The 21,284-nt window shown below is 62.3% G+C and carries 26 protein-coding genes; 8 read left to right on the top strand and 18 right to left on the bottom strand.

Features of this window, described 5'->3' with window-relative positions:
- Position 1: 1 nt before the first annotated feature.
- The 11 genes from AC0IXR_RS18595 to AC0IXR_RS18645 all read right to left on the bottom strand — a co-directional run bounded on the left by AC0IXR_RS18595 (position 2) and on the right by AC0IXR_RS18645 (position 7,860).
- Positions 2-400, bottom strand: coding sequence for an HK97-gp10 family putative phage morphogenesis protein (locus AC0IXR_RS18595; RefSeq protein ID WP_471761741.1), 399 nt, complete (start codon positions 398-400; stop codon positions 2-4).
- Positions 397-1,935, bottom strand: a complete 1,539-nt coding sequence (locus AC0IXR_RS18600; RefSeq protein ID WP_471761742.1) for a terminase large subunit — start codon at positions 1,933-1,935, stop codon at positions 397-399. The genes AC0IXR_RS18595 and AC0IXR_RS18600 overlap by 4 nt, the downstream gene beginning before the upstream one ends.
- Before the next feature lie 40 nt (positions 1,936-1,975).
- Entirely contained in the window at positions 1,976-2,374 is a 399-nt protein-coding gene (locus AC0IXR_RS18605) for a P27 family phage terminase small subunit (RefSeq protein WP_471761743.1), read from the bottom strand.
- Entirely contained in the window at positions 2,367-2,702 is a 336-nt protein-coding gene (locus AC0IXR_RS18610) for a phage head closure protein (RefSeq protein WP_471761744.1), read from the bottom strand. Before AC0IXR_RS18610 ends, AC0IXR_RS18605 begins: the two co-directional genes overlap by 8 nt.
- Entirely contained in the window at positions 2,699-3,337 is a 639-nt protein-coding gene (locus AC0IXR_RS18615) for a head-tail connector protein (RefSeq protein ID WP_471761745.1), read from the bottom strand. Before AC0IXR_RS18615 ends, AC0IXR_RS18610 begins: the two co-directional genes overlap by 4 nt.
- 54 nt (positions 3,338-3,391) lie before the next feature.
- Positions 3,392-3,685: a hypothetical protein gene (locus AC0IXR_RS18620; RefSeq protein WP_471761746.1), complete on the bottom strand. Its 294-nt coding sequence runs from the start codon at positions 3,683-3,685 to the stop codon at positions 3,392-3,394.
- Positions 3,686-4,043: 358 nt separating this feature from the next.
- Positions 4,044-4,487, bottom strand: coding sequence for a hypothetical protein (locus AC0IXR_RS18625; RefSeq protein WP_471761747.1), 444 nt, complete (start codon positions 4,485-4,487; stop codon positions 4,044-4,046).
- Positions 4,488-4,551: 64 nt separating this feature from the next.
- Positions 4,552-5,766 (bottom strand): phage major capsid protein, encoded by a 1,215-nt coding sequence (locus AC0IXR_RS18630; RefSeq protein WP_471761748.1) that lies wholly within the window; start codon positions 5,764-5,766, stop codon positions 4,552-4,554.
- Positions 5,767-5,768: 2 nt separating this feature from the next.
- Positions 5,769-6,311: an HK97 family phage prohead protease gene (locus AC0IXR_RS18635; protein ID WP_471761749.1), complete on the bottom strand. Its 543-nt coding sequence runs from the start codon at positions 6,309-6,311 to the stop codon at positions 5,769-5,771.
- On the bottom strand, positions 6,308-7,510 hold the full coding sequence (locus AC0IXR_RS18640; protein ID WP_471761750.1) for a phage portal protein: 1,203 nt from the start codon (positions 7,508-7,510) through the stop codon (positions 6,308-6,310). Before AC0IXR_RS18640 ends, AC0IXR_RS18635 begins: the two co-directional genes overlap by 4 nt.
- 89 nt (positions 7,511-7,599) lie before the next feature.
- Positions 7,600-7,860 (bottom strand): hypothetical protein, encoded by a 261-nt coding sequence (locus AC0IXR_RS18645; RefSeq protein WP_471761751.1) that lies wholly within the window; start codon positions 7,858-7,860, stop codon positions 7,600-7,602.
- Between the two features lie 148 nt (positions 7,861-8,008).
- Between AC0IXR_RS18645 and AC0IXR_RS18650 the strand changes: the two genes are divergently transcribed.
- Positions 8,009-8,152: a hypothetical protein gene (locus AC0IXR_RS18650; protein ID WP_471761752.1), complete on the top strand. Its 144-nt coding sequence runs from the start codon at positions 8,009-8,011 to the stop codon at positions 8,150-8,152.
- A gap of 260 nt (positions 8,153-8,412) precedes the next feature.
- Here AC0IXR_RS18650 and AC0IXR_RS18655 read toward each other — a convergent pair whose 3' ends face one another.
- From AC0IXR_RS18655 to AC0IXR_RS18685, 7 genes are all read right to left on the bottom strand, one after another.
- Entirely contained in the window at positions 8,413-8,994 is a 582-nt protein-coding gene (locus tag AC0IXR_RS18655) for a hypothetical protein (protein WP_471761753.1), read from the bottom strand.
- Positions 8,995-9,070: 76 nt separating this feature from the next.
- Complete coding sequence (locus AC0IXR_RS18660) at positions 9,071-9,253, bottom strand: hypothetical protein (RefSeq protein WP_471761754.1); 183 nt, start codon at positions 9,251-9,253, stop codon at positions 9,071-9,073.
- A 332-nt stretch (positions 9,254-9,585) separates the two neighbouring features.
- Positions 9,586-9,894 carry a hypothetical protein gene (locus tag AC0IXR_RS18665; protein WP_471761755.1) on the bottom strand — a complete coding sequence of 103 codons (309 nt, stop codon included), beginning with the start codon at positions 9,892-9,894 and terminating at the stop codon, positions 9,586-9,588.
- 39 nt (positions 9,895-9,933) lie between these two features.
- On the bottom strand, positions 9,934-10,728 hold the full coding sequence (locus AC0IXR_RS18670) for a hypothetical protein (RefSeq protein ID WP_471761756.1): 795 nt from the start codon (positions 10,726-10,728) through the stop codon (positions 9,934-9,936).
- On the bottom strand, positions 10,725-10,970 hold the full coding sequence (locus AC0IXR_RS18675) for a hypothetical protein (protein WP_471761757.1): 246 nt from the start codon (positions 10,968-10,970) through the stop codon (positions 10,725-10,727). Before AC0IXR_RS18675 ends, AC0IXR_RS18670 begins: the two co-directional genes overlap by 4 nt.
- Positions 10,967-11,275, bottom strand: a complete 309-nt coding sequence (locus AC0IXR_RS18680; RefSeq protein WP_471761758.1) for a helix-turn-helix transcriptional regulator — start codon at positions 11,273-11,275, stop codon at positions 10,967-10,969. The genes AC0IXR_RS18675 and AC0IXR_RS18680 overlap by 4 nt, the downstream gene beginning before the upstream one ends.
- A gap of 88 nt (positions 11,276-11,363) precedes the next feature.
- Positions 11,364-12,566 (bottom strand): tyrosine-type recombinase/integrase, encoded by a 1,203-nt coding sequence (locus AC0IXR_RS18685; protein ID WP_471761759.1) that lies wholly within the window; start codon positions 12,564-12,566, stop codon positions 11,364-11,366.
- A 529-nt stretch (positions 12,567-13,095) separates the two neighbouring features.
- Here AC0IXR_RS18685 and AC0IXR_RS18690 point away from each other — a divergent pair.
- The 7 genes from AC0IXR_RS18690 (at position 13,096) to AC0IXR_RS18720 (ending at position 21,087) form a co-directional block, all read left to right on the top strand.
- Complete coding sequence (locus AC0IXR_RS18690; RefSeq protein WP_471761760.1) at positions 13,096-13,986, top strand: ImmA/IrrE family metallo-endopeptidase; 891 nt, start codon at positions 13,096-13,098, stop codon at positions 13,984-13,986.
- Between the two features lie 550 nt (positions 13,987-14,536).
- Positions 14,537-15,574, top strand: coding sequence for an ATP-binding protein (locus AC0IXR_RS18695; RefSeq protein WP_471761761.1), 1,038 nt, complete (start codon positions 14,537-14,539; stop codon positions 15,572-15,574).
- A complete protein-coding gene (locus tag AC0IXR_RS18700) occupies positions 15,472-16,509 on the top strand; it encodes a hypothetical protein (protein ID WP_471761762.1) in 1,038 nt (345 codons plus the stop codon). Before AC0IXR_RS18695 ends, AC0IXR_RS18700 begins: the two co-directional genes overlap by 103 nt.
- Positions 16,510-16,718: 209 nt before the next feature.
- A complete protein-coding gene (locus AC0IXR_RS18705) occupies positions 16,719-17,063 on the top strand; it encodes a hypothetical protein (RefSeq protein ID WP_471761763.1) in 345 nt (114 codons plus the stop codon).
- A gap of 363 nt (positions 17,064-17,426) precedes the next feature.
- Complete coding sequence (locus tag AC0IXR_RS18710; RefSeq protein WP_471761765.1) at positions 17,427-17,972, top strand: recombinase family protein; 546 nt, start codon at positions 17,427-17,429, stop codon at positions 17,970-17,972.
- A 474-nt stretch (positions 17,973-18,446) separates the two neighbouring features.
- Positions 18,447-19,283, top strand: coding sequence for a formate/nitrite transporter family protein (locus AC0IXR_RS18715; protein ID WP_471761817.1), 837 nt, complete (start codon positions 18,447-18,449; stop codon positions 19,281-19,283).
- A 64-nt stretch (positions 19,284-19,347) separates the two neighbouring features.
- A complete protein-coding gene (locus tag AC0IXR_RS18720) occupies positions 19,348-21,087 on the top strand; it encodes a protein kinase domain-containing protein (RefSeq protein WP_471761766.1) in 1,740 nt (579 codons plus the stop codon).
- Positions 21,088-21,284 lie beyond the last annotated feature (197 nt).

Below are 21,284 nucleotides of genomic sequence, written 5' to 3' on the forward strand. Positions count from 1 at the left end.
GTCATTCCTTCATGTCGGAGGCGATGCCCTGCGCCATGCGCTCCAGGCCCTTGCCGTTGGTCTCGTCCTGCACCGGCCGAAAGAACGGGTGCGCTGCTTGTCCCGGCCCGCTGTTGCTTGGCGGCCGGCCCCACTCGATGGCCTTCACGTAGTCGTAGCTATCCTTCGTGGTCTCAGGTCCGCCGGCCATGACGCGGGCGCCGCCCTGGTTCGGTAGCGGCTCCCATCGGATGCTCTCGCGGGCCGTGCCGGAATCCTCCGGGATCTGCGCCTGCATCGCCTCGACAGCGCGCTGGGCCTCTTCCTCGGCTCTAGCCTGTGCCGCGGCGCGAAGCTTGTCCTCCATGCTCTTCAGCTGGTGAGCGAACAGAGCCAAGTTCACGAGACTGCCGCCGATCATGCCAGCACCATCATGTCAGGATCGAAGTCTTCGGACGCGAAGTAGTCTTCGCCGGGAGGCTCCGCGCCTAGCAGGCCAACCGCCATTCCGCAGGCAACTGCAACGTCAATCGCTGCCGCCGACTTCTTCTTAGAGAGATAGAAAAGGTTATTGTCGGAGACCACGGGCACCGCGTTGAGCACCGCATGGCGCAGGACAGGTGCGCCCCCGTGCCGGAACTTGCGGGCGAGCATGGCGCGCTGCATCTCGACATAGAACGGGGCGAGATGCGCCGGGGTCTGAGGGCATTCGACAACCGGAATGTCATCCGCTGCGAGACGTGCCGTGATCCGGCCGGCAAACTTCGGATCGAACCCGACAGTCTGCACCGCGTACAGGCCGCATAGCTCGCGCACCTTGGCCTCTATCACCTCCTCGGGGATCACATCGCCGGGCGTGACGATCAGAACGCCGCTGTCTCGCCAGCCCTTCCAATCGTACTGTGGAGATGACTGCGAACGCTTCCGATAGGCGGTCTCCGGTAGGAGGGCGAAGGGCAGGACCGAATAGACACCCGCCTCGTCGCGGAAGGCGACCACTATCCCGGTCATGTCGAAGGTGCGGCTCATGTCCACCGCCACCGCCGCCGGTAGCTCTGCCAACTCGTCGTGGTCGATTGGCGGCTTCCCGCCCTCGTCATAAGCGTCCGCGTCGATCCAGCCGGCGGCCGCGCCGTCGGTCCAGATGTTTAGGTGAGTTTGCTTGAAGCCGGCGGCGAGCGCCGGGATGTCCCGCGCAAGGATCATCTCGGATTGGAGGCTTGGAAGGTCGGGGAAGCCATCCGCAAGGCCCGGATTCACCGCGTGCCACACGGCCTCGTCGGTCCAGTCGTCTTTCGGATCGGCGGCGAACAGGACGGGGAGGAACGAAGGGTCCACCTTCCGGCCGGCTTGCACCTCCAGGGCGTAGCGATACAGCTCCCAGCACACGCCCTCGGCCCGCTCGCCCGCCGTTGTGGTGATGACCGTAAGCGCGCCCGACACCTTCGAGGCGCCGGACTTGAGCGCCGTCCAGAGCGAATAACCGGGCCAGACGTGGAGCTCATCAATCGCGAGGTAGTGCGGTGTTGACCCGTGAGCCGCGTCCGCGTCGGCCGAAATCGCCACGTAGACGCTCCGGCTCTTTGGATGCTCTATCCGCTTGATCGTGTCGCGGACCCGCGTGGCGCTGGAAATGCGCCCATCGAGGCGGATCATCTCCTTTGCTTCATCGAAGGCAAGCCGGGCCTGCTTCGTATCGGACGCGGCTGAGATGGCGAGGCCGGTCGGACGCTGCGCCGGGCCGATGGTGTGGCCTAGTGCCAGGACGGACGTGAGGGTCGTCTTCCGTGCCCCGCGTGGCAGCAACATGAAGACGGTTCGCACCTCGCGCTCGCCCGCTACGTTGGACGGCCCCATGATCCGCTGCACGATGCGACGTTGCCAGCGGTGAGGAAGCAGCCGGCGGTCATCGCCTGTCGCCGCCGGGTGCGTCAGTAGGTCGGCGAATTGGAGCATCCGCGCGGCTCTGCCGTGCGGGTCCGGTATCTCGCTATCGTCAAATGCCCAGGTCGGAATAAGCGTCGCCACTCTCGCCCCCCTGGTTCGGTGATGGGGACGGTGCGCCGCTGCCGATGATGCCAAGGCGCTTAGCGAACTGAAGGGCGTTCTGAGACGCCTTGTTGCGAGCTCCGATAAGCGGATGAACGCGAGGAACGCCGCCGGGGCCGGGTATGGTGAGCTTGGTGCCCCGCTTACCTAGCTCGCGATCGATCTCGGCTATGAGCGCCACCGCGCCGACGTAGGCGCCTAGTAGGGGCTCGTTCTCAGCCGTGAGGGTGCCGCGAACCCGCAACATCGGCGCGAGGCGGTCCCACTCGTCGCGAGCGGCCTTCGGCAGGCCACGCGGTGCGGAGGACTTCGGAGCCTTCGGCACGAGGCGCAGGACGTTAGGCATTCGACGCCCCCCGCGTCGTCGTGCATTGGATCTCGAGGTATCGGCGTCGGCCGGACAATTCGCGGAACGCCTCGATGCGCCACGTCAGTCCCTCACACACGATCTGATGCAACGTGGTGAGATCGGAACGCCAGGGTATCCAGAAGAGGGCACGTTCCTCGGCAACGATGGCGCCGGCCTTCAGGAACTCGCCACCGCCGGTGTCCTTTCGCTGCCCCCAGACGCGAGCGACAGGGCCGAAGGTCTCAATCTCTTCGTTCGTCTCTGGGTCGCGGGTGTAGGTCGGCCCCTCAATGACGATGCGGCGGTCTCGCTGGCCGGCCCTCACGCGCCAAAGCTCCAGCGCACATAGGGCTCGATAAGGGCCACCCCTGCGAACGGCACTGTCTGGAATGACGATGAGCCATAAGCAGAGGTCTCGCGGTTCTCGTACAGGAGCGCGACGTGCTGAAGGATGGCGGTGCGGATTGGTGCCGGAACGGTGTCATATCCAGCGGTGAACTGCACCTCGACGGTAGCCTCTCCCAGCGCCACCATGGGCCAGAGGCCGCGAGGCCGGATCACGCCGGGCGCAGCGCCGGGGATCGCGACGCGATAGGCTGTCGAAGGGAGGTCCGCAGTTGTGCCGTCCGGCGCCGTGTAGCGGATCAGGTCCACCGATTGCAGCGGCGGAAGCGGAAGCTCGATCCCATCACGCGGGAATCCGTCGAGCATCAGCCGCCACTTCTGACGGCCCAGCGAGCGGCCGAGCAAACCTTCGGGCCCATCCACATAGGCAGTCGCGGTCTCGATCAGACTACGGATTAGCGGATCGTCGTTGAGAACGTTCGTCTCTTCGTCCGTGATGCGGAGAAAATTGCGAGCGTCTTCGATCTCAACGATCAATTCGGGCGGCGTGATTAGGGTCAAGGCGTCCATAAAAATCACCGCAACGAGAGAGAAAATTCGGATTGTGTTCAACAAGAGGGAGGCGAGGTCTCCCGTCGAAGAGTTTTCGTTAGTTCGGACCCCTCCCCCCTACTTGTCGGCGGGAAGCAAAGCCTCTCGCTTGGTAAGCCAGTCCTGTAGCTCCCAGGACACGACAGGCTCACCGTCATGACCCTTCCGGTAGAGGACACCAGGGAAGGCGCGTAGATGCTCTTCGAGGGCGGAAGGGCGGGCTTTCGCTTCCTCAAGCTCTCGCTGCATATGCATCACGCGAACGCGTTCTTTGAGGAAGTCGTGCAGATGGACGCTCACGGTGCCGTTGTAGATGCCGGCATGGATGAGAGCTTCGGGGTGCTGCTTCATTGCGTCGGTATGAACTTCCATTGCCCTGTCCTCAGTTGTGGGAGTTGCCGAATCCGCCTTCGTGTGTGGCGTTCTTTCGGGAGTTGCAGGCGATGGTCATTGGCTGCCAGCCGCTCGGGTCCATCATCCGTGAGCCAGCCCGACCGTGCTTGTGGTCCACCATCTCGGCTCGCTTCCCGCATCCGCAGGCGCACAACCTGTTCTCAGGTCGGGCGAGGAAGGCGGCTGCTGCTGCCCTCCACTCTGCCGTGTAGCCTCGCCTGTGGGCGGACGGGCGCTTGCCGTCTGCGCTGTAGCCACGCCGCACCTGACAGGGACATGCCTTGCCAGGCTGTACGGTGTGACCGCAGGCACAGCGGCGAGGGGCCCGCTTCACAGGCTAGGCTGCTCTCGGCAGCTCGCGGGCCTCGCCCAGGATGGCGATGGCTGACAGCGGCGTGCCTGTGGCATGGGTGCCAACGAAGTCGGGTCGCAGCCGCACATAGCGACGATCCCCGATTGTGCCATCCACGTAGCCGATACGATGCACGGTAGCTGCCGCATGAGCGGTGCGCTGACTGAGCACGATGCCGGCGCCTGACACAGGGGCACCCAGCACGTTGTCGGCGCCCACCGCGTCCCAGGTGGTGCCGTCGTCGCTGTGCTCCATGATGAAGTCGAGGCGATTGGCAGTGGTGAAGGTGATGCCGCCTACGCCGAAGCTCAGGGCGAACGTCACGGAATCGAAGCCGGATCGATCGATGGTGATGGAAGCCGGATCATCGACATAGGTCGCCGGATTGATGGCGCTCACGGTCGCCATGCTGCTTTGCCAGTCGCGCATCTGCGCTGCTCCTGTGATCTTGAATGCGGGCAGGGAACCGGCGCGGGCTGCGCGCCGGCCGTTATCAGGCGACCTTGAGACCGCGATAGGCTTCCGTCTGAACGGGGGCGCCGCCGACGCGCATCCGGCCATAAAAGCGGGTCTGGCCGACACGGGCGAGCGTGTACGGGTCACGAAGGATGGACACACCCACGCGGTCCATGATGCGGTAGGATCGCTTGAAGTCGCCGAAGAGGATCGGGATATCGCCGCTGGCGAGGCCGTTCGGCATGTCCACGGCTTCGACCACCTGATGGCCGAGGAGGGTCGGAGGCTCGCCCGCAGACAGGCTTTCCTGCCACAGGAACCGGCCGTTGCCGTCCTTCATCCCACGGACAAGCGCGATGGTCGGGCCGGACATCATCCAGACGGCGGTGGCCCGGAAGAACGCGGGCAAGTCGTACATCATGGCGACGAGGGCAGAATCGAGCCTCTTCGCCGTCGTACCCGTAGCGGTGCCAGCGAACTCCGCCACGGTCAGGGGCATCGTGCGCAGCCCTTCGGCGTTGAGCAATCCGAAGGGCTTCTTGACGCCATTACCAAGGAGGAATGCCTGCCCTTCGACCCGTCCGAACTCTTCACCGAAGCCGAGGGTCAGTTCGGCGGCCACGTCGATTGCGGCGTCTTCAAGCAACTGGTTGCTGACGTCCACGAACGCGCTCGCCTCGTGAGCGACGATCTCGATCTGTCCGAAGCCAGGCTGCGTCTCCTGCCGCGTCTCGATCTCGCCCACCCACTGCGCCGTGACGTTGCTCGTGCGCTTCGGGACGTAGATGCTGCCGGCCGACATGCTGCTGACGCGGGCCGCTGCACGGACGGGGCTGATCTGCACGAGGTTGCGGATGAGTTCCGTGGTGAACTCGGGCGGTGCGAGGAAGCCGCCGGTCGGCCCCTCGGCAACCCTGAGCATCTTGCGCTCTTCCTCGGGCAGGTAGCTTTCGCCGCCTCGGACGAAGCCGAGGAATGCCTTCTGTTCACCGGTCAGGGGCGGCTTGGCGTCCAGAGACAGGAGATGACCACCGGGGCGGTTCATCTTGATTTCCAGCGCGTCGGCGCGATCCTTCGCGGCCTTCAGGTCGCGGCCCATCTCGGCCATCTTTGTATCGAAGCCGGTCTGAAGTCGCTCGACGGCAGCGGCCACGTCGGTATCACCGCCCGCGCCGCCCTGGTTCTGGTCGCCGCCGGTCTCGTCCTTCACCTCGAGCGCGTCGAGGTCGAAACCATCCTGTCGCATGTCCATGATCAATGTCCTTTCAGCGCCATCGCGGCGCGGTCGAGAGCGGCCACGAGGCGGCGCGCCTCTGCCGGGTTGTGGAAGGAGTGCTTGACGCGCGAGACCGTCGCGGCCTCGTTCATTGGAAATCCGGTAAGGCTGATCTCTCGAAGGTCGATCTCTTCGAGGAGGCGTTCGCCCTTCGCCTTGTCGAGGCGGTCGCGAAGGGTACGGAAGCCGATGCTCATCGCGTCGAGAGCCCCGGCCTTCATCAGGGCGTGCGCTTCGCGTCCGGCCTGCGTTTCCATGACGATCCGGCCGCGAGCGTGGAGCCCCTTGGTATCCTCTGCGAGGTCGGTCCAGACACCGATAAGCTGGCGGGGATCGTGGTCGCGCAGCATCTTCACGCGGAACGCGGGGCGATCCACGAGGCTCTTGCGGAAGGCGCCGGGCACAACCCGGTCGCGCCCCTGGTCCACGGTGTAGGTCGAGGCGTAGCCCTCGAAGGTGCCGGTATCGTCAACGGCCTTCGCCTCGAATGGCAGGACTAGGCCGGCCTTGGTCTGGCTCATGGGGTTGCCTCGGGTGCGGGCTCTTCCGGCTGTGCGGGCGGATCGGCGGGCTTCTCTTGCGTCAGGGCTGGCTGGTTGACCGGGCGCGTGTTGAGCGGGACCAAGAGGTCGTCACCACCCTCCACGGGCGGTTCACCGATCTTGCGTCGCCCACCGTTCGGGGTGAGCAATCCGCCGCCGACACCCTTAGTCAGCGCGTCGTAGAGCGAGACTGTGTTAGGTTTGGTTAGGTCCGAATAATCGAACTCGATATAATGGGTGTGCCGCTCTTCATCTGAGAAGAGAACTCGCTCATGCGCTTCCGTCACCATGTCGCAGAACGGCTTAATGCAAAACTGCACGAACTGAAGCCCAAGCTCTTCGGCGTTTGTGTGCGTGGTCCGCTCTAGATCCTGCAGGAATTGCGGAGGCACGCCGAACGCGCGGGCAATCTCAATGACAGCGAGCTTCCAAAGCTCTAAGTACTGAGCGTCTACGCTGTTTAATGCTAGCGATTGGTAGGACACATCAGCCGGAAGCGCCGCCGTCTTGCCGCTGCCACCACTGAGCGCACCGAATGTCTTCTGCCAAACGGCAACAACATTCTTGAGGGTGATTGGCGAGACCACATTTGAGCCCGCCGCCGGCTTCACGCTCAGGATACCGCCGGGCTTGGCACCGTTGCCGAAGAGCTGCGCCCCGTGCCGCTGCAAGACGGCAGCGAAACCGATTCCTTCGCGGGCGAGACTGACGACGCTTGTCACCTCGCCGTTGTTTGATGGCAAAGGCTGAAGGTGAACGACGTCCTGCCATTCATAGATCCGGTTGCCATAGCGATAGGTCGGCTCGCCCGTGTCTAAATTGACCTCACACATTAGCCGGCCGGGCTGGATGCGGATGATCTCTCGAACCTCGCCTCGAAGCCGGTTCGCTACCGCGTAGCCGGCGCCGTGCTGAAGCGCGTCGAAGCCGAGGCTCTGAAGGTAGGTGAACCGGCCTTGCCAAGGCGCAGGCCGGGCAAGCAATCGGTTTGCGGGGTGCGCGAAGTCCTCGACGCCGGTCCCGTCGGCTTGCAAGCGCATCACCCTGACATCGAGGGAAGCGACGGTGTTCGCAATCACGCGGACGGCAGCCAGGACCGCCGGAACCCTCATCGCGGATCGCGGCCCAATCGCCTCGCCTGATGCTGTCCCGACGCCGTAGCCACCCGTCAGGAGCATCGAAAGCTCCTCGTCAGGCTCGGCTAAGGTCGCTGTCTGGGTAGGCGGTGCGGCTTTCGCCTCATCCTTCGATCCAGAGAACGGCCACATCAAACGCGGCCCGCCTGGCGAAGAGCGCTGGCGGCGCTGTGCCCCCTCTCAAGGGCTGCAATCAATTCGGGGATGCGATCCGAGAAGACCAGCAATCCAGGGCCGGCGGCGTTCATGCCGTCGTGGTGATGGCTCATGTCATGTTTGCGGATCTCCACCGCATAGCCTTTCCGGCCTTCCACTAGGCGCAAGCGGATCTCAGAATTACGATCACGCTGAAGGGTGGAGAGGTCGCAGACGTGGTTCCATTCTGGGGGCATGAGGGGATCCAGACGTGCGAAAGCACCACGCGGCGAGGCCGGGCGGTGTAATCAATAGTGGTGGATATCGAACGCAAAGATTTGAATTGCGCTGTACTGGCTCAATTACTGCGGCCAGCATCAGTGTCCCCAGACCAAGGAGATTCTAATGCCGCCCAAAGAGCCGAAGAAAACGGTGTACCGTGATTCGGGTGACGGTCAGTTCGTGGATAAAGATTACGCAGAAAAGCATCCGAAGACGACGGAGAAGGAGCGGGTACGCGTCGCCCCTCCCAAAAAGCCCAAGACTTAGCCTACGGGTCTCCTGGCGCTCATGCGTCAGGAGATCCCACCCGGCGAGACCGGGTGGTGCAATTGGTCAGCTTTTCGAGAAATGTCCGAAACGCTTTAGGCGCGGTTCCGGGTGTGCCTATTTGCTACCCGCAAACCGCGCGGTTTGGCAAGCACTTTTGACTCACTGGTACAACGACTTAGACGAAGTTTCAGGCGTAACTAACTGCAATGAATGGCAATTGATGCGATCAATGACAGATTGCCGCACGATCAATGTCGTTAATTTTGGGCAAGTTTTTCTCCGTGCCTTTCGGAATAAGCAATGGCCTCATTGTGATGACCATTGGTCAATAAGCTTCCTATCATTAGAAGGTACTGCGCGATCTTGTTTGCCTCTTCATCAGTGTATTCGGGTGGCAATCTAGGCGGCCTAACTCCGAGATTCTCAAAGTCGATGGTCAAAGATACAAGGTCGGGCCCCAGGCGTGTATCTGGACCGCCAAAGCTGAAACTCTCGCGTTCGATACGCCTTTCGAGACGTCGCGCCATCTCCAATGCTGAATATCCAAGTGAAGTTAACCTCTGCTCACGTGAGGCTTGTGACTTCCAAACAATAAAGCGATCAACCCATACAGATAGCATACCGCCTATTGCGAATGCGGCTATTACATGCAACGCCTCTGAAGCTAAAAATTGGACAATCAAAGCACCAAATGACTGCCCATTATCAGCCAATAGCTGATCCAAGCCTAACTTTTTAGTTAGCTCTTCAACGTTTAACGAAAAAGGAGCGGCGACCATTGCTAGGAGCAGGGTGCCAAAAAGGTTGAGGGTATAACGCCATACGCTGCGGAGTGTCATACGGTGAGCTTAGCTGGCACCGCATGACACACTCAAGCTCTGCATGCAGCCTATGGCGATGTTATCCGCCGCAAGTTCAGGCCGGCATTCCAACCCGGATGAGATCCGCGAGAAGGCTGAACATCACCCGATCACCGTCATAATCGAGCGGATGGAGATTCCGGCCAGACAGGATGCCTCCGAAACCGTTCTCGCGGGCCGCAATCTCCGCCTTGTGGGCGAAGCCGATCGGCGTCAGCGGCCTAATGCCGGCGATCATCCTGCAGAGCACGGAACAGCGCTCCACCGCTGCGTCTGCCTCTACATCGTCAGATAGGCTATTGGCGAGCTCCCATTGATGGGCGTGCTCATGACATTGCCGGATCAGCTCAGCGTCAGGGCTTGGCGTCGGGAGAGAGGGTAAGGGCATTGAGAAGTCGGGAATTGCCGCGAATGGCAATGCCGCCCCCATCAGCACGGCCCGGCGGCTGGCGACGTTTTCGGACTGACGGGATGTCGTGGTATGGCTCGGGATAGTCATCTTGTTTCCTCATCGGTTCGGGGTGATGAGGCCGAGGAATCTGCTGCCCGCTTTTTCCTCGGCCGATTAGTTTAGGCATTGCCCATAGTGGTGCTTGAACGGGCAACAACGTTTGCTCTGGCTGCAAAATAAGCGTCCGCTAATGCTTCGGCATAATTTGTACCGTCTTCGTCGAACTGGTCTAATCTTACAGCAACCAGCTTGAAAGCAGCCTCTGACACAACACTATTTCTAGCGGGTTCGGGACCATCAACATGGTACGTCTTAGCCAAAAGCTCCAGCGCATTAACAAATTTCTGCCGCTCAACTGGATCCGTAGGAGCAAGAACATCAATTTTCGCAGTGGTCCGGGGCGGGCCCTCTAACTTGATTTCGTCCATCACGTCCTCCTCATCCGGCGAAGCGGCCGGCGCGCTCAATCATGCGATCGCTCGCATCTTGCTGATTTCGAGGGCGGCCATCTCTTCAGCCTCGGCTCGTGAATAGCCGCCATCGAATTCGAGGATCCCAGCGCGATCTTCGTAGAGGGCTTGCCAGTCCTCATGATCCCACTCGGATCGGTCGAACGGCTCATCAGGCGGTGGCTCTGGAGTCATATCCTCCACCGACAGCGAAACCGAGCTAGGTGTATCTAACAGGTGTATGTGCGGGGTTTTTCCTGCACAGCGATGCGGGGTTTTTCCCGCATAAGGCTCATCGTTGTGCGGGGTTTTTCCTGCACAGCGCTGAACAACAGCACTGCGCCTTGTCTCTGCGCTGTGCCGGCTTTTTTCCGCACAGCGCTTGGCTTGTTCCACCTTCGCTAGTCGCCGTTCGGTCCACGTTTCTTTCCGAATCGATCGCCTGTCGTCCCTTTCTTGAAGCAATCGTTCGACCCTTGAGTCATCGAACTCGTACCAGCTCCCATCGCCCAATCCCCTTCCAAGGCGGACCCTCAACCATTCGCTCGCCTTGAGGCGCCTCCTGGCGTCGGTCAGCCTGTCCCGCTTGCAATTGAGCTCGACGCAGGCTGTTTCGTCAGAGACGTTAAAGGATCGCGATTTCTGATTGAGTCCCTGAACAAGATAGTAAGCCACTTGGAAATCGACCGGCCGGACGTTGGGGTCGAGCATCATCGCGTCGAGTAGGTCGAACTTCCATGATGCAAAGCTCTGCTTATCGGTCGGCGGAGAAAGGGGCTGGTCTCCTTCCCGAGCCTCCGCGGCGCTACTCACGATGGCACAGCGCCCGCGATCGCATTGCGGATCACCTCGCCATCAATGGTTCGCTCGATCGTCTGCCACCAGGCTTCCTCTTCAGCATCAGAAACCTCGCAATAAGCCTCCCCAAGGACGCCGCCCGGAGTGCCGGGGAACTCGGCTTCCGCTGCTATCCAGGGATTGCGCCCTTCACTCATCGCTTTGCTCATGCAAGCAACTATGGCGGCAAGCACTTGTCTGCGAATGTCGGCGCTCATGCTGCACGCTCCTGTCGGGAGGCAATGCGGGCGGCGATATAGGCGTCCGCCTCAGCCTCCACGAAGGCAATGCGCTTCTGAGCGACCTTCACCGGACGGGGAAAGCCTGGCTCGCCCTCCATCAGTCGATAGATGGACGAACGTGACAAGCAGAGCCTGTCACCAAATTCTTTAGGAGAAATCAGTCTTGTCTGGGCTGCCATTTGGCAAACCTCGATCATGTCGAGGTCGCTCAGCAGCGCTGACCTCAAGGAAATCCATCCGCCAGCTGCTGCTGTCGGGGCGGCTTCCACATAAGGAAGCAAGCCGATGATTTCCTGAGAACGGTGGCGCAATTGCCAATACGAATAAAGTGCCAGTGGTGCTCCATGCTGTCAAGCATCACTGTGAACTTTATGCGCTCTTCCTCGCATGCAGGGCGACAACGTTGTCTGAGCTTGACGGAGACACGAAAGCGTCCCACGCGATCATAAGAGAGCGGCGCTTCTCCAATGCCGTCGCACGACGATAAGCGGCTTCCGTCGCATCCCTGAGCGCATGCGCAAGGGCAGCCTCGGCGACATCGCGGGGGAAGTCGGTCTCATCTCCGCACCAATCGCGAAACGCCGACCGGAAGCCGTGCGGCGTGAATTGGCCAGCATCCGCACGACGCATCGCCATCGTCAGCGCCATCACGGAAAGCGGCTTATCGGTTTTGCCACCCGGAAAGACGAACGCGCCGCCCCGCTCGCGCATGCCCTCGAGGATCTCAATCATGCGATCGGTGAGCGGCACCTGATGCAGGCGCCCACCTTTCATCCGGTCAGCCGGGATCGACCACAGGCGCTTAGCGATATCAACCTCGGCCCAGGTCGCGCCCATGATCTCGCCGGAACGGCCGGCGGTCAGGATCGTGAACTCGAGGGCAAGATTTGAGATGGTCGGTTTTTCACGCAGCTTCGCGACGAACTCCGGCACGTCGGCATAGGGCATAGCGGCGTGGTGGCCGCGTGCGAGCACCTTGCGGGCCGGAAGAAGCTTATCAAGGTGACCGCGCCAGCGCGCCGGGTTCTCGCCTTCGCGGTGCCCCTGTGCCCGCGCAGCGTCAAGCACGGACTCGATGCGCCCGCGGACCCGCGACGCGGTTTCCGGCTTTGCCTGCCAGATTGGGCGAAGGACGCCGAGCACGTCCTCTGTGGTCACCGCATCCACCGCCTTGCGACGAAGCGGCCCAGCGTACTCCGTCAGCGTCATCTTCCATTGCGCGACGTGCTTCGGGTTGCGCCAGGAAGGCTCCATGCTGGCGATCAGCGCATCTGCCGCGTCACCGAAGGACGGGATGGCCCGCTTCGTCTCGCGAGCCTCCAGCGGGTTCAAGCCATCAGCGACAAGCGCGCGTGCCTCTGCGGCCTTCTCACGGGCGCGAGCAAGCGTGACGTCCCGCGTAGAGCCTAAGCCCATCTCGGTCGGCTTACCGCGCCACCGAAACAGGAAGACCCACCGGCGTCCGCCATTGGGTGAAATGGAGAAGTAGAGATTGCCGCCGTCAGCATACCGGCCGGCCTCCACCGCCGTAGCGACGAAGCGGGCCGAGAGGCGGTTAAGCGCGCGAGCCATCTGAATGCTGCCCTATCACCGGCCCTATCAGCGAGGCGGTATCTGGCAGAGACTATGGTCAGGATGTTTCAAGCGGCGCAAGCCAAGCACCTGATGCGCAATGGCTTTTCAACGAACATGATACGTCTTGGCGACAGTGGCGCGGTCAGTTTAATCCCGCTCCCTCCGCCATTTGACCAAGTCAAGCCATTGTAATTGCTGTGGAATTAGGCTTGACGTCTAGCGACCAACGCCAATTTACCCCACATTTTGCATCGGCTTGTGTCGGCTAAAGCTGGATCGCGCTGGACTTCGCCTCGCGCGCGCGAGGCCGAGCGCTTGGGGTACATGCAGCCTTCTGATCAATGCGACTTTTTTGCCCAAGGCGCTGATCCCCGGCAAGGAGGTCTCGTTTAAATAGCGAGCAACCGCTCAATGCACGCGGCGACATCGGATCACTGCCTGCACGAACGTCCCGCAATCCGGTTTCGGAATAACGTGTGCGTGGCAGCCTGATGAATCGGCTTAGGAACGGGAAGACACTGCGCGGATGGCGACCAGCAGGATAGACCTCGGGGGCGCGGGCTCGCCGGAGGCGCTCGTCAAACGCATTCTACATTCCGAGCCAAACCTTTCGGTGCCCGTGCCGATCCAGGAGATGTGTGCACGCCTCGGAATCTTCAGGATCGAGGACCTGAACACTGTCGAGTTCGAGGGCGGCCTCGTCACCAACGCGAAGCGATCCGAAGGAACCATCCTCGCCAGGCGCGGGGGCGAACCGCGTCGCCGCTTCACCATCGCGCACGAACTCGGCCACTTCCTGATGGCGCACCATGTTCCGGAACAGCCCGGCCGGTTCCTTTGCAAGAGTTCTGACATGCTGCGCGTGCAAGCCAAGGAGGGCGACCAGCGGCAGCGCAGGGAGGTCGAGGCCAACCGCTTCGCCTCTCTCCTGCTGATGCCCCCGCACCTGCTGCGAGGGTCCATGGCGGCCTTTCGCGAGCCCGATCTGCAGCACGTTCTTACGCTCGCACGCGACTTCGCGGTCGGTAGGGAGACGGCGGCTCGGGCCTACGTGCAGTACCACCCCGAGCGGATTGCCATCGTAGTGGCGGGCAACGGTCGGGTGCAGCGGTGCTATCGCAGCCTCTCCTTTCCTGCCGTCGCCTGCGCGGGTGGCAACCCGGTCCCGACAGGCTCGCTTTATCACCGCAGTTCGCATCGGCCGAACATCGCGAGCGACATTGCCGTGTGTAGTCCCGATCTTTGGATCGATGTGAAGCGCGACCTCCGTGCGCCGGCCCTCTACGAGCAGGTGTATCTCCAGCAGAACGGCTTCGCGATGATTCTGCTGCGTCTGGAACCCATCCCGGAAGAAAGCGCGGAGGAACGCAGGTTGGAGGGGGGCTGGCGTTACCGCTTCCACTCCGGGCGACGGTAGCCGAGACCCACGCATTATCGGGTCGGGCCGGGCGCTGGTTCCTGCCTATCACGCGTGGCTTGAGCAGCCTCTGGTGCCGGAGCGCGTTAGGCCGCTGGTTCGCCCATCGCCACGAAGGAAGTTCTGAACGCTCGTAACTATCGCTGGAGCGGTCGGCGGCGGTGCTGGTACATCAATGTTGAAGAGGACCGGCTTGAGAACGAGCGCGCCTTTTTAAGCTAGAGAATCTTCCAGGGGGAGGTGTGCGACCTACCTGCCGAACGCATCACGGCTCGGGATCGGTTTCCGCTTAGGACAAATCCGGAAGCTTGAATGGCCCGCTGATGACCCCTCACAGACGCTGGCAACGTCCGCTGTCGGGTAGTTCAGTCTCGCCACCTCGCAACCTCGGCCGCTATCGCTACCGACAAGGCTGAGCCTCGACTTCTCCCGCAAATCGGGCAGTGGGGGACGCCCGAATGTCGCCTTCCGCCTGTTCCGTTGGCCGCCTATAACCGCAAGCGTGACCAATCGGGCGTCAGACCCTGAGCGGCGCTTCAGGGATGGTGACGTGGCAAACCTCGAGAGCGATATCATCGGCCGAGTGAACCGGCTGGCCCTGCGCCCTACCGAGAAAAACGCCCTGCTGCCGCTCATGGAAGCGGTCAGCAATTCGGTCCACTCGATCACGGACCTCTACGATGCGGATGCCTCTATCAAGGGCCGGATCTTCGTTCGTGTCGTCAGGCTCGGGGATGACCCTGCCGGCCGGGTGATCGGCTTCGATGTCGAGGACAACGGCATTGGGTTCACTGAGGAGCATTTCCGGTCTTTCAGGACGCCGGACTCCCGGTGGAAGGAGGCGCGTGGCGGCAAGGGCGTGGGCCGGCTGGCCTGGCTGAAGGTGTTCGACCGGATATCCGTCGATAGCACCTATCAGGGCAAAGCAGGCTGGGAGCGCCGGGCCTTCGATTTCCGGCTGTCTGAGACGGATCAGATTCTTGAACGGGACACGCCAACGGTCGAACCCGCGCACCGGACCATCATCAGGTTCCGGGGCCTCAAATCTCCTTATGAGAACCGCTGCCCCGTCAAGAACGGCGTCATTGAAAACCGGATCGCGGCGCACTTCGTCCCGCTGTTCTTCGCCGGCAACGCGCCCAAGGTGACGGTTGAGGATGACGGCATAACCGAAATTGAAACCGTGTTTAGCGAGAGCATCGTTGACCACGACACCACGACCATCACGATTGGCGAAGGGGATGACGCCTTCCCGCTCACGGTCTGGTCGCTTAAGTGCGACAAGCGCATGCCGTTCGAGCCGCCAGCCTTCAACTTCGCTTTCATCGCGGGCGATAGCCGGTCGGTGATCGATTACGCCATTGACGACCAGCTGGACCTTAAGGCGCTAGACAGGGAGCAGTCTACATCGCCTGCGCGTCCAGCCCCTACCTCGATCAGAAGGTCAACAGCGAGCGCACGGCGTTCACCCTCGATCCGTCTGAGGTGGAGGAAATCAAGCGCGGCATCGGTCAGGCTGCCCGCCACTATCTGCGCCCCTACATCGAGGAGGCGGTTGCCCGGAAGGTCGAAACGACCCGGGATTTGATCGCGGAAAATCCGCAGTTCCTGTACTTGGCCGACGACCTCGAAAACTTCGCGGAAGGCCTGCAGCCCAACTCATACGGGAAGGAGGAGATTTTCCTCGAAATGTCCCGTGCGAGGTTCCGCAGACAGAAGAAATTTGTCGCCATCGAAAAGTCGATCAAGACCGGGGATCTGCTGAAAGGCCCGCTGACGGAAAAGGTCGAGGAGTACACAGGTTATATCGCTGACGAAAAGCGCGGCGCTCTGGCCGAGTATGTCACGCGCCGGAAGGCTGTCCTCGATCTGTTTGAAACGCTCCTCGAGTACGATGACTCCGATAAGGAAACCTACAGCAAGGAGGATGCGCTTCATCAGCTGTTTTGTCCTATGCGGATCGACTCCAAGGGCCTGACGATTGATGACCATAACCTTTGGCTGCTCGATGACCGTTTGGCGTTCTTCAACTACTTCGCATCCGATGAGAGGCTGTCGAACTACACGACCCTCGATAGCGATGAACGTCCAGACCTGGCTTTTTTCTACAATTCATGTGTGACCTGGCGCGAGCGCGAGGATACGGACACCGTCGTAATAGTCGAATTCAAAAGGCCGATGCGCGAGGAATACAACAAAGGCAAAGACCCTGTTCAGCAGGTGCTTTCCTATGTGAAGCGGCTTAAGGAAACGTCCGGGGAAGTGGATATCAGGGGCCGCGCCATAAGGGGCATCCGTCCTAGTACCTCGTTCCACTGCTATGTCGTGGCCGACATTACACCGCAGCTCGAGGAGCGGATTATCGGCCGGTTTGAGAAAACCCCCGATGGCGAGGGCTATTTTGGTTACACGACTAATCCGGCCGCGTTCGTGGAAATTGTCCCGTTCGGCAAGGTGATGCAGGATGCGCGGCTGCGGAACGCGATCTTTTTTCAGAAGCTCGGGATCACCAACACGGGCTGAAAGGCGTCGGCTCAGGTGACAGTGATTTCGCCTCTGGCGGCCATATCGTCCAGGGCATGGGCCAAGTAGCTCCGGGCGTACTCCATCCGCGTTGCGATCAGGCGCGCCTCTTGCCGGCCAGCCCCATACAATGCCGGTCACCTCTGCAAATTCCGGCTGCCACTCGAACCCCTGCGAAGCACACTCGACGTAGTGGGTATTCCAGACCAGTGCCCCGCTCAGACCATCGGGACGCGGCAGGCTGTATCCGGGGTCAAGTTCCTCGGTCAGATCCGGGCGAGCACTTCTTCACCACGAGCACGGGCGAGCGCGACAGCATCTTCAGGGGGCTGCCGAGCTACTACTACGAGGGCATGAGCTTCCAGGCCAAAGCGGCGGAAGGGGCGGCGGGCACAGAGGCGCTCGTGCGCTTCTACAACGCGGACACGGGCCAGCACCACTTCGCATTGTCGGACGAGGCAGCGGGCATCCGCCAGGGAGCAGCCGGCAGCGGCTGGGTCGAGGAAGGCAAGGCCTTCATCGTCCACACCGACCTGCACACCATCGCCGCGTGATCGTCGGGCGGCGTACGCCGCCCGCACCGCAACATCATCCGCACGCGCCACAAGGGCATCCCACAGGGGCCCTGGTCGTCTGCGCTCGGCACGAGCACTCTGACTGGCCGCACGGCATGACCGCTTTAGAGAACGCTCGATGCACTTTTGGATGCCCGATGTGGGTCGATTGTCGAACGTCCGCTTCCAGACAAGCAGCCAACTCCCGCTTATGGCGCAAAGCTGCAATCAGTGTAGCTGCGTGACATCGGGGTATACCCTGGCGTGACGTAACATCGTCGGCGTCGATCATCGTAACATCTGGGTTGACACCGGGTATTTGTGACAAGGTAGCCTCGGGCTTACACCCTGAGGTTACAAACCATGGCCCGCATCGGTTACGCCCGTGTCAGTACGCTCGATCAGGATCTCGATGGGCAGGTTGCCCAGCTGAAGGCCGAAGGCTGCGGGGTCATCCGTTCTGAGAAGGTCTCCGGTGGCAGCCGAGATGGCCGGGCCGAACTGGCGACCGTGCTTGAGTTCCTACGGCCCGGCGACGAACTCGTGGTCACGCGCCTCGACCGGCTCGGCCGCGACACGCGAGATGTCTTGAACCTCATTCACGAGGCTGAGCAACGCGGTGCCCACGTCACCGTGCTCGACCCACATGTCTCGACCCGAGGCGAAATGGGTCACGTCGTTCTGACGGTGCTCGGCATGGTCGCGCAAATGGAGCGACGTTTCATCAAAGAGCGCCAGCGCGAGGGCATTGAGCGCGCGAAAGGCAGCGGCGTGTATGCTGGCGGCAAGCGTCGCCTCGACCGCGAGCGGATCAAGGCGATGGCTTCGGCAGGCGATGGGGCCGCCGCGATTGCTTCGGCTTTGGGCTGCTCTCGTATGCAGGTGTATCGGGTGATCAGAGAGGCCTGACCGACCGACTGTTTTCAGCGATGGCAATGTCCTGGATGGGTGGTTTCCTGCCTGTCCGCTTCTGGAATGACATGCGCCTGAAGCGGGCACCCTAAAGTGATAGCGACGGATCTCAAGCGAGGATCGTCGGAACTAAGTCTGGCGACGGCAGGGCCATGGTGGTGGCCATCCTCGACCAGCCGGTACGTGGCACGGGCCGAGGCAGGGCGGGGCGTTCGATCGGGCCAACGCTCGAACTGGATAAGCTTGGTCGGCGCGGAGCCTTCCCTCAGGACTGCGATCGCGAATTCAAACTCCGGGGATGATCGGTTCCTGATGGGTCCGGATTTTGCTAGCCGATCGCCGACAAGCCACGTGCCGGCGTCTCGCACATCCCCTGCTGCAAGCCGCCCAATGGAGCGTGGTCGGATGATGCGCCTACGCCTCGCCAGTCCGGCGAGCTTTGCAGAAGCCCCGATCCGAAGAGGACCCGATATGGCCTATCTCGCACCTGCTGAGTTCGTCACCAAAATGGTGGATGCAGGAGAATCCAAGATCTTTATGTCCACCCGCGACACCCTCATCCGCGGCTACATGGCGGGCGCAATCCTGGCGCTCGCCGCGGTCTTCGCGGTCACCATCACGCAGCAGACCGGCATCCCGATTCTCGGCGCCGCACTGTTCCCGGTCGGCTTCTGCATGCTCTACCTGCTAGGCTTCGACCTTCTTACGGGCGTGTTCGTCCTGGCGCCCCTGGCCCTCCTGGACCGCCGGCCCGGCGTGACCTGGGGCGGCGTGCTGCGCAACTGGGGCCTCGTCTTCGTCGGCAACTTCCTCGGCGCGCTGACCGTGGCCTTCATGATGGGGTTCGTGTTCACGTTCGGCTTCACCGCGCCGGCCGACAAGGTCGGCGAGTTCATCGCCCATATCGGTGAGCGGCGCACCGTCGGCTATGCCGCGCACGGCGTCGGCGGCTGGTTCACGATCTTCATCCGCGGCATGCTGTGCAACTGGATGGTCTCCACCGGCGTCGTCGGCGCGATGATTTCGACCACCGTGAGCGGCAAGGTGATTGCCATGTGGATGCCGATCATGGTGTTCTTCTACATGACCTTCGAGCATTCCGTGGTGAACATGTTCCTGTTCCCATTCGGCCTTCTCATGGGCGGCCAGTTCTCAATCGGCGATTATTTCTTCTGGAACGAGATACCGACCGTGCTCGGCAACCTAGTTGGCGGCCTCGCCTTCACCGGCCTGACCCTCTACACCACCCACGTCCGGACGGCCCCTAAGCGGAATGTCGTCCAGGCGGAGCGCCGCCTCGCGGCCTGATCGCCGGCTCGACCGGTCGGGCCCCACGCCGCGGGGCATAGGGCCCGACCCCCGAGATATACCGATGCCTCTGACCTTGACGCTCTCCCTCGGCCAGCACAGCGAGCGCGGTCGCAAAGATACCAACCAGGATTTCCACGGTGCACTCGTTCCCGAACGCGCCGCGCTGGTGCTCAAGGGAAGTGCAATCGCCATCGCGGACGGGATCGGCAGCAGCGCCGTCAGTCACGTCGCGAGCGAGATGGCGGTCAGGAGCTTCCTGTCCGACTATTTCGACACCCCCGACACGTGGTCGGTGAAGACGGCGGCGAGCCGGGTCATCGCCGCGACGAATGCGTGGCTCCATGCCGAGACCCGACGCAATCGGCACCTGCACGATCACGAGGGTTTTCGAGATCGCGGCTACGTCACCACCTTCAGTGCGCTCGTCTTGAGATCACGCACTGCTCACATCTTCCACGTGGGCGATGCTCGCGTTTCCCGAGTGGTCAGGCGCTCGCTCGAAGCGCTCACCGAGGACCACCGCGTCGTCTTCTCCGCCGAGGAATCCTATCTCGGTCGCGCGCTTGGCGCTGCCGCGCATGTCGAGATCGACCACCGCACTGTCGCCATCGAGGTCAGCGACATCTTCGTCCTGACGACGGACGGCGTGCACGAACATGTGCGGCCCGAGGCGATCGTCGCGGAGATTGCCCAACACGGCGACGATCTCGACCGGGCTTCCCGGGAGATCGTCCGGCGTGCCTACGAGAACGGCAGCGCCGACAACCTCACCGTCCAGATCGTGCGCGTCGATGCCCTCCCCGACGGTGAGCCGGCCGAGCTGTTGGGCCGGATCGATGACATGCCCCCGGCGCCGATCCTCGACCCGCCGACCACCTTCGATGGCTACCGCGTGCTGCGCACGTTGCACGCGAGCCACCGTAGCCACGTTTACCTGGCGATCGACGGGGAGACCGAGCGCACGGTTGCCCTCAAGGTGCCTTCGACGGACCTGCACACCGACCCGGCCGGCCTGCAGCGGCTGATGATGGAGGAGTGGGTCGCTCGGCGCATCGACAGCCCGCACGTGCTGAGCGCCCCGCCCCGGACGCGGCGGCGCAGCCACCTCTACACGGTGATGGACTACGTCGAAGGCCGGACCCTTGCGCAATGGCTGAGAGACAACCCGGAGCCGGGGCTGGAGGAGGTACGGCGCTTGGTCGAGCAGATCACAGCGGGCCTGCGCGCCTTCCACCGGCGCGAGATGGTGCACCGGGACCTGCGCCCTCACAACATCCTGATCGATGCCGTGGGCACCGTGCGGATCATCGACTTCGGCTCCACCCGGATCGCCGGGCTCGCAGAAGACGATCCGACCATCGACGACTCGGTGCTGGGAACGGTGCAGTATACCGCACCGGAATGCCTCGCGGGGCGTCCCGCCACGCCTGCCGCGGACATCTTCTCGGTGGGCGTGATCACCTATCAGATGCTCACCGGCCGCCTGCCCTATGGCGCACAAGCCGCGCGGGCCTTCAGCGAGGCGCGCGCGCACCGCCTGCATTACGTTTCCATCGCCGCAGCACGCACCGGCCTGCCCGCCTATGTCGATGCGGCCCTGCGCAAGGCGGTGCATCCCAATCCCGCCCAGCGCTACGACGTTCTCTCCGCTTTCGTCCACGATCTGCGCCATCCAAACCTATCGCTGCCCGGCATACGACGGGCTGCCCTTCTGGAGCGCGATCCGGTGCTGTTCTGGAAGCTCGTTTCCCTGGTCCTGACGGTAGCCGTCATCTACCTTTTCGCGCGGTCGGCCTTCTAGGCACAGGCGCAAGGGGCCCACCTTTCTGCCGCCACCGATGTGCCACCGTCAGCCGGGTTTGCCATGCCGGGTCGATCTTCCAGAAAGTGCCAATTCTGCTCTCGGTCGGTTTGCGTCGAATCTCAGGCCAAGGTTTAAGGCCGCTTCCGGAGGTGGGCGCTGCGAGCTTGAACTACCGGGTCGGGTCGAGAACCGCC

It is taken from the genome of Methylobacterium sp. AC832, assembly GCF_979256025.1.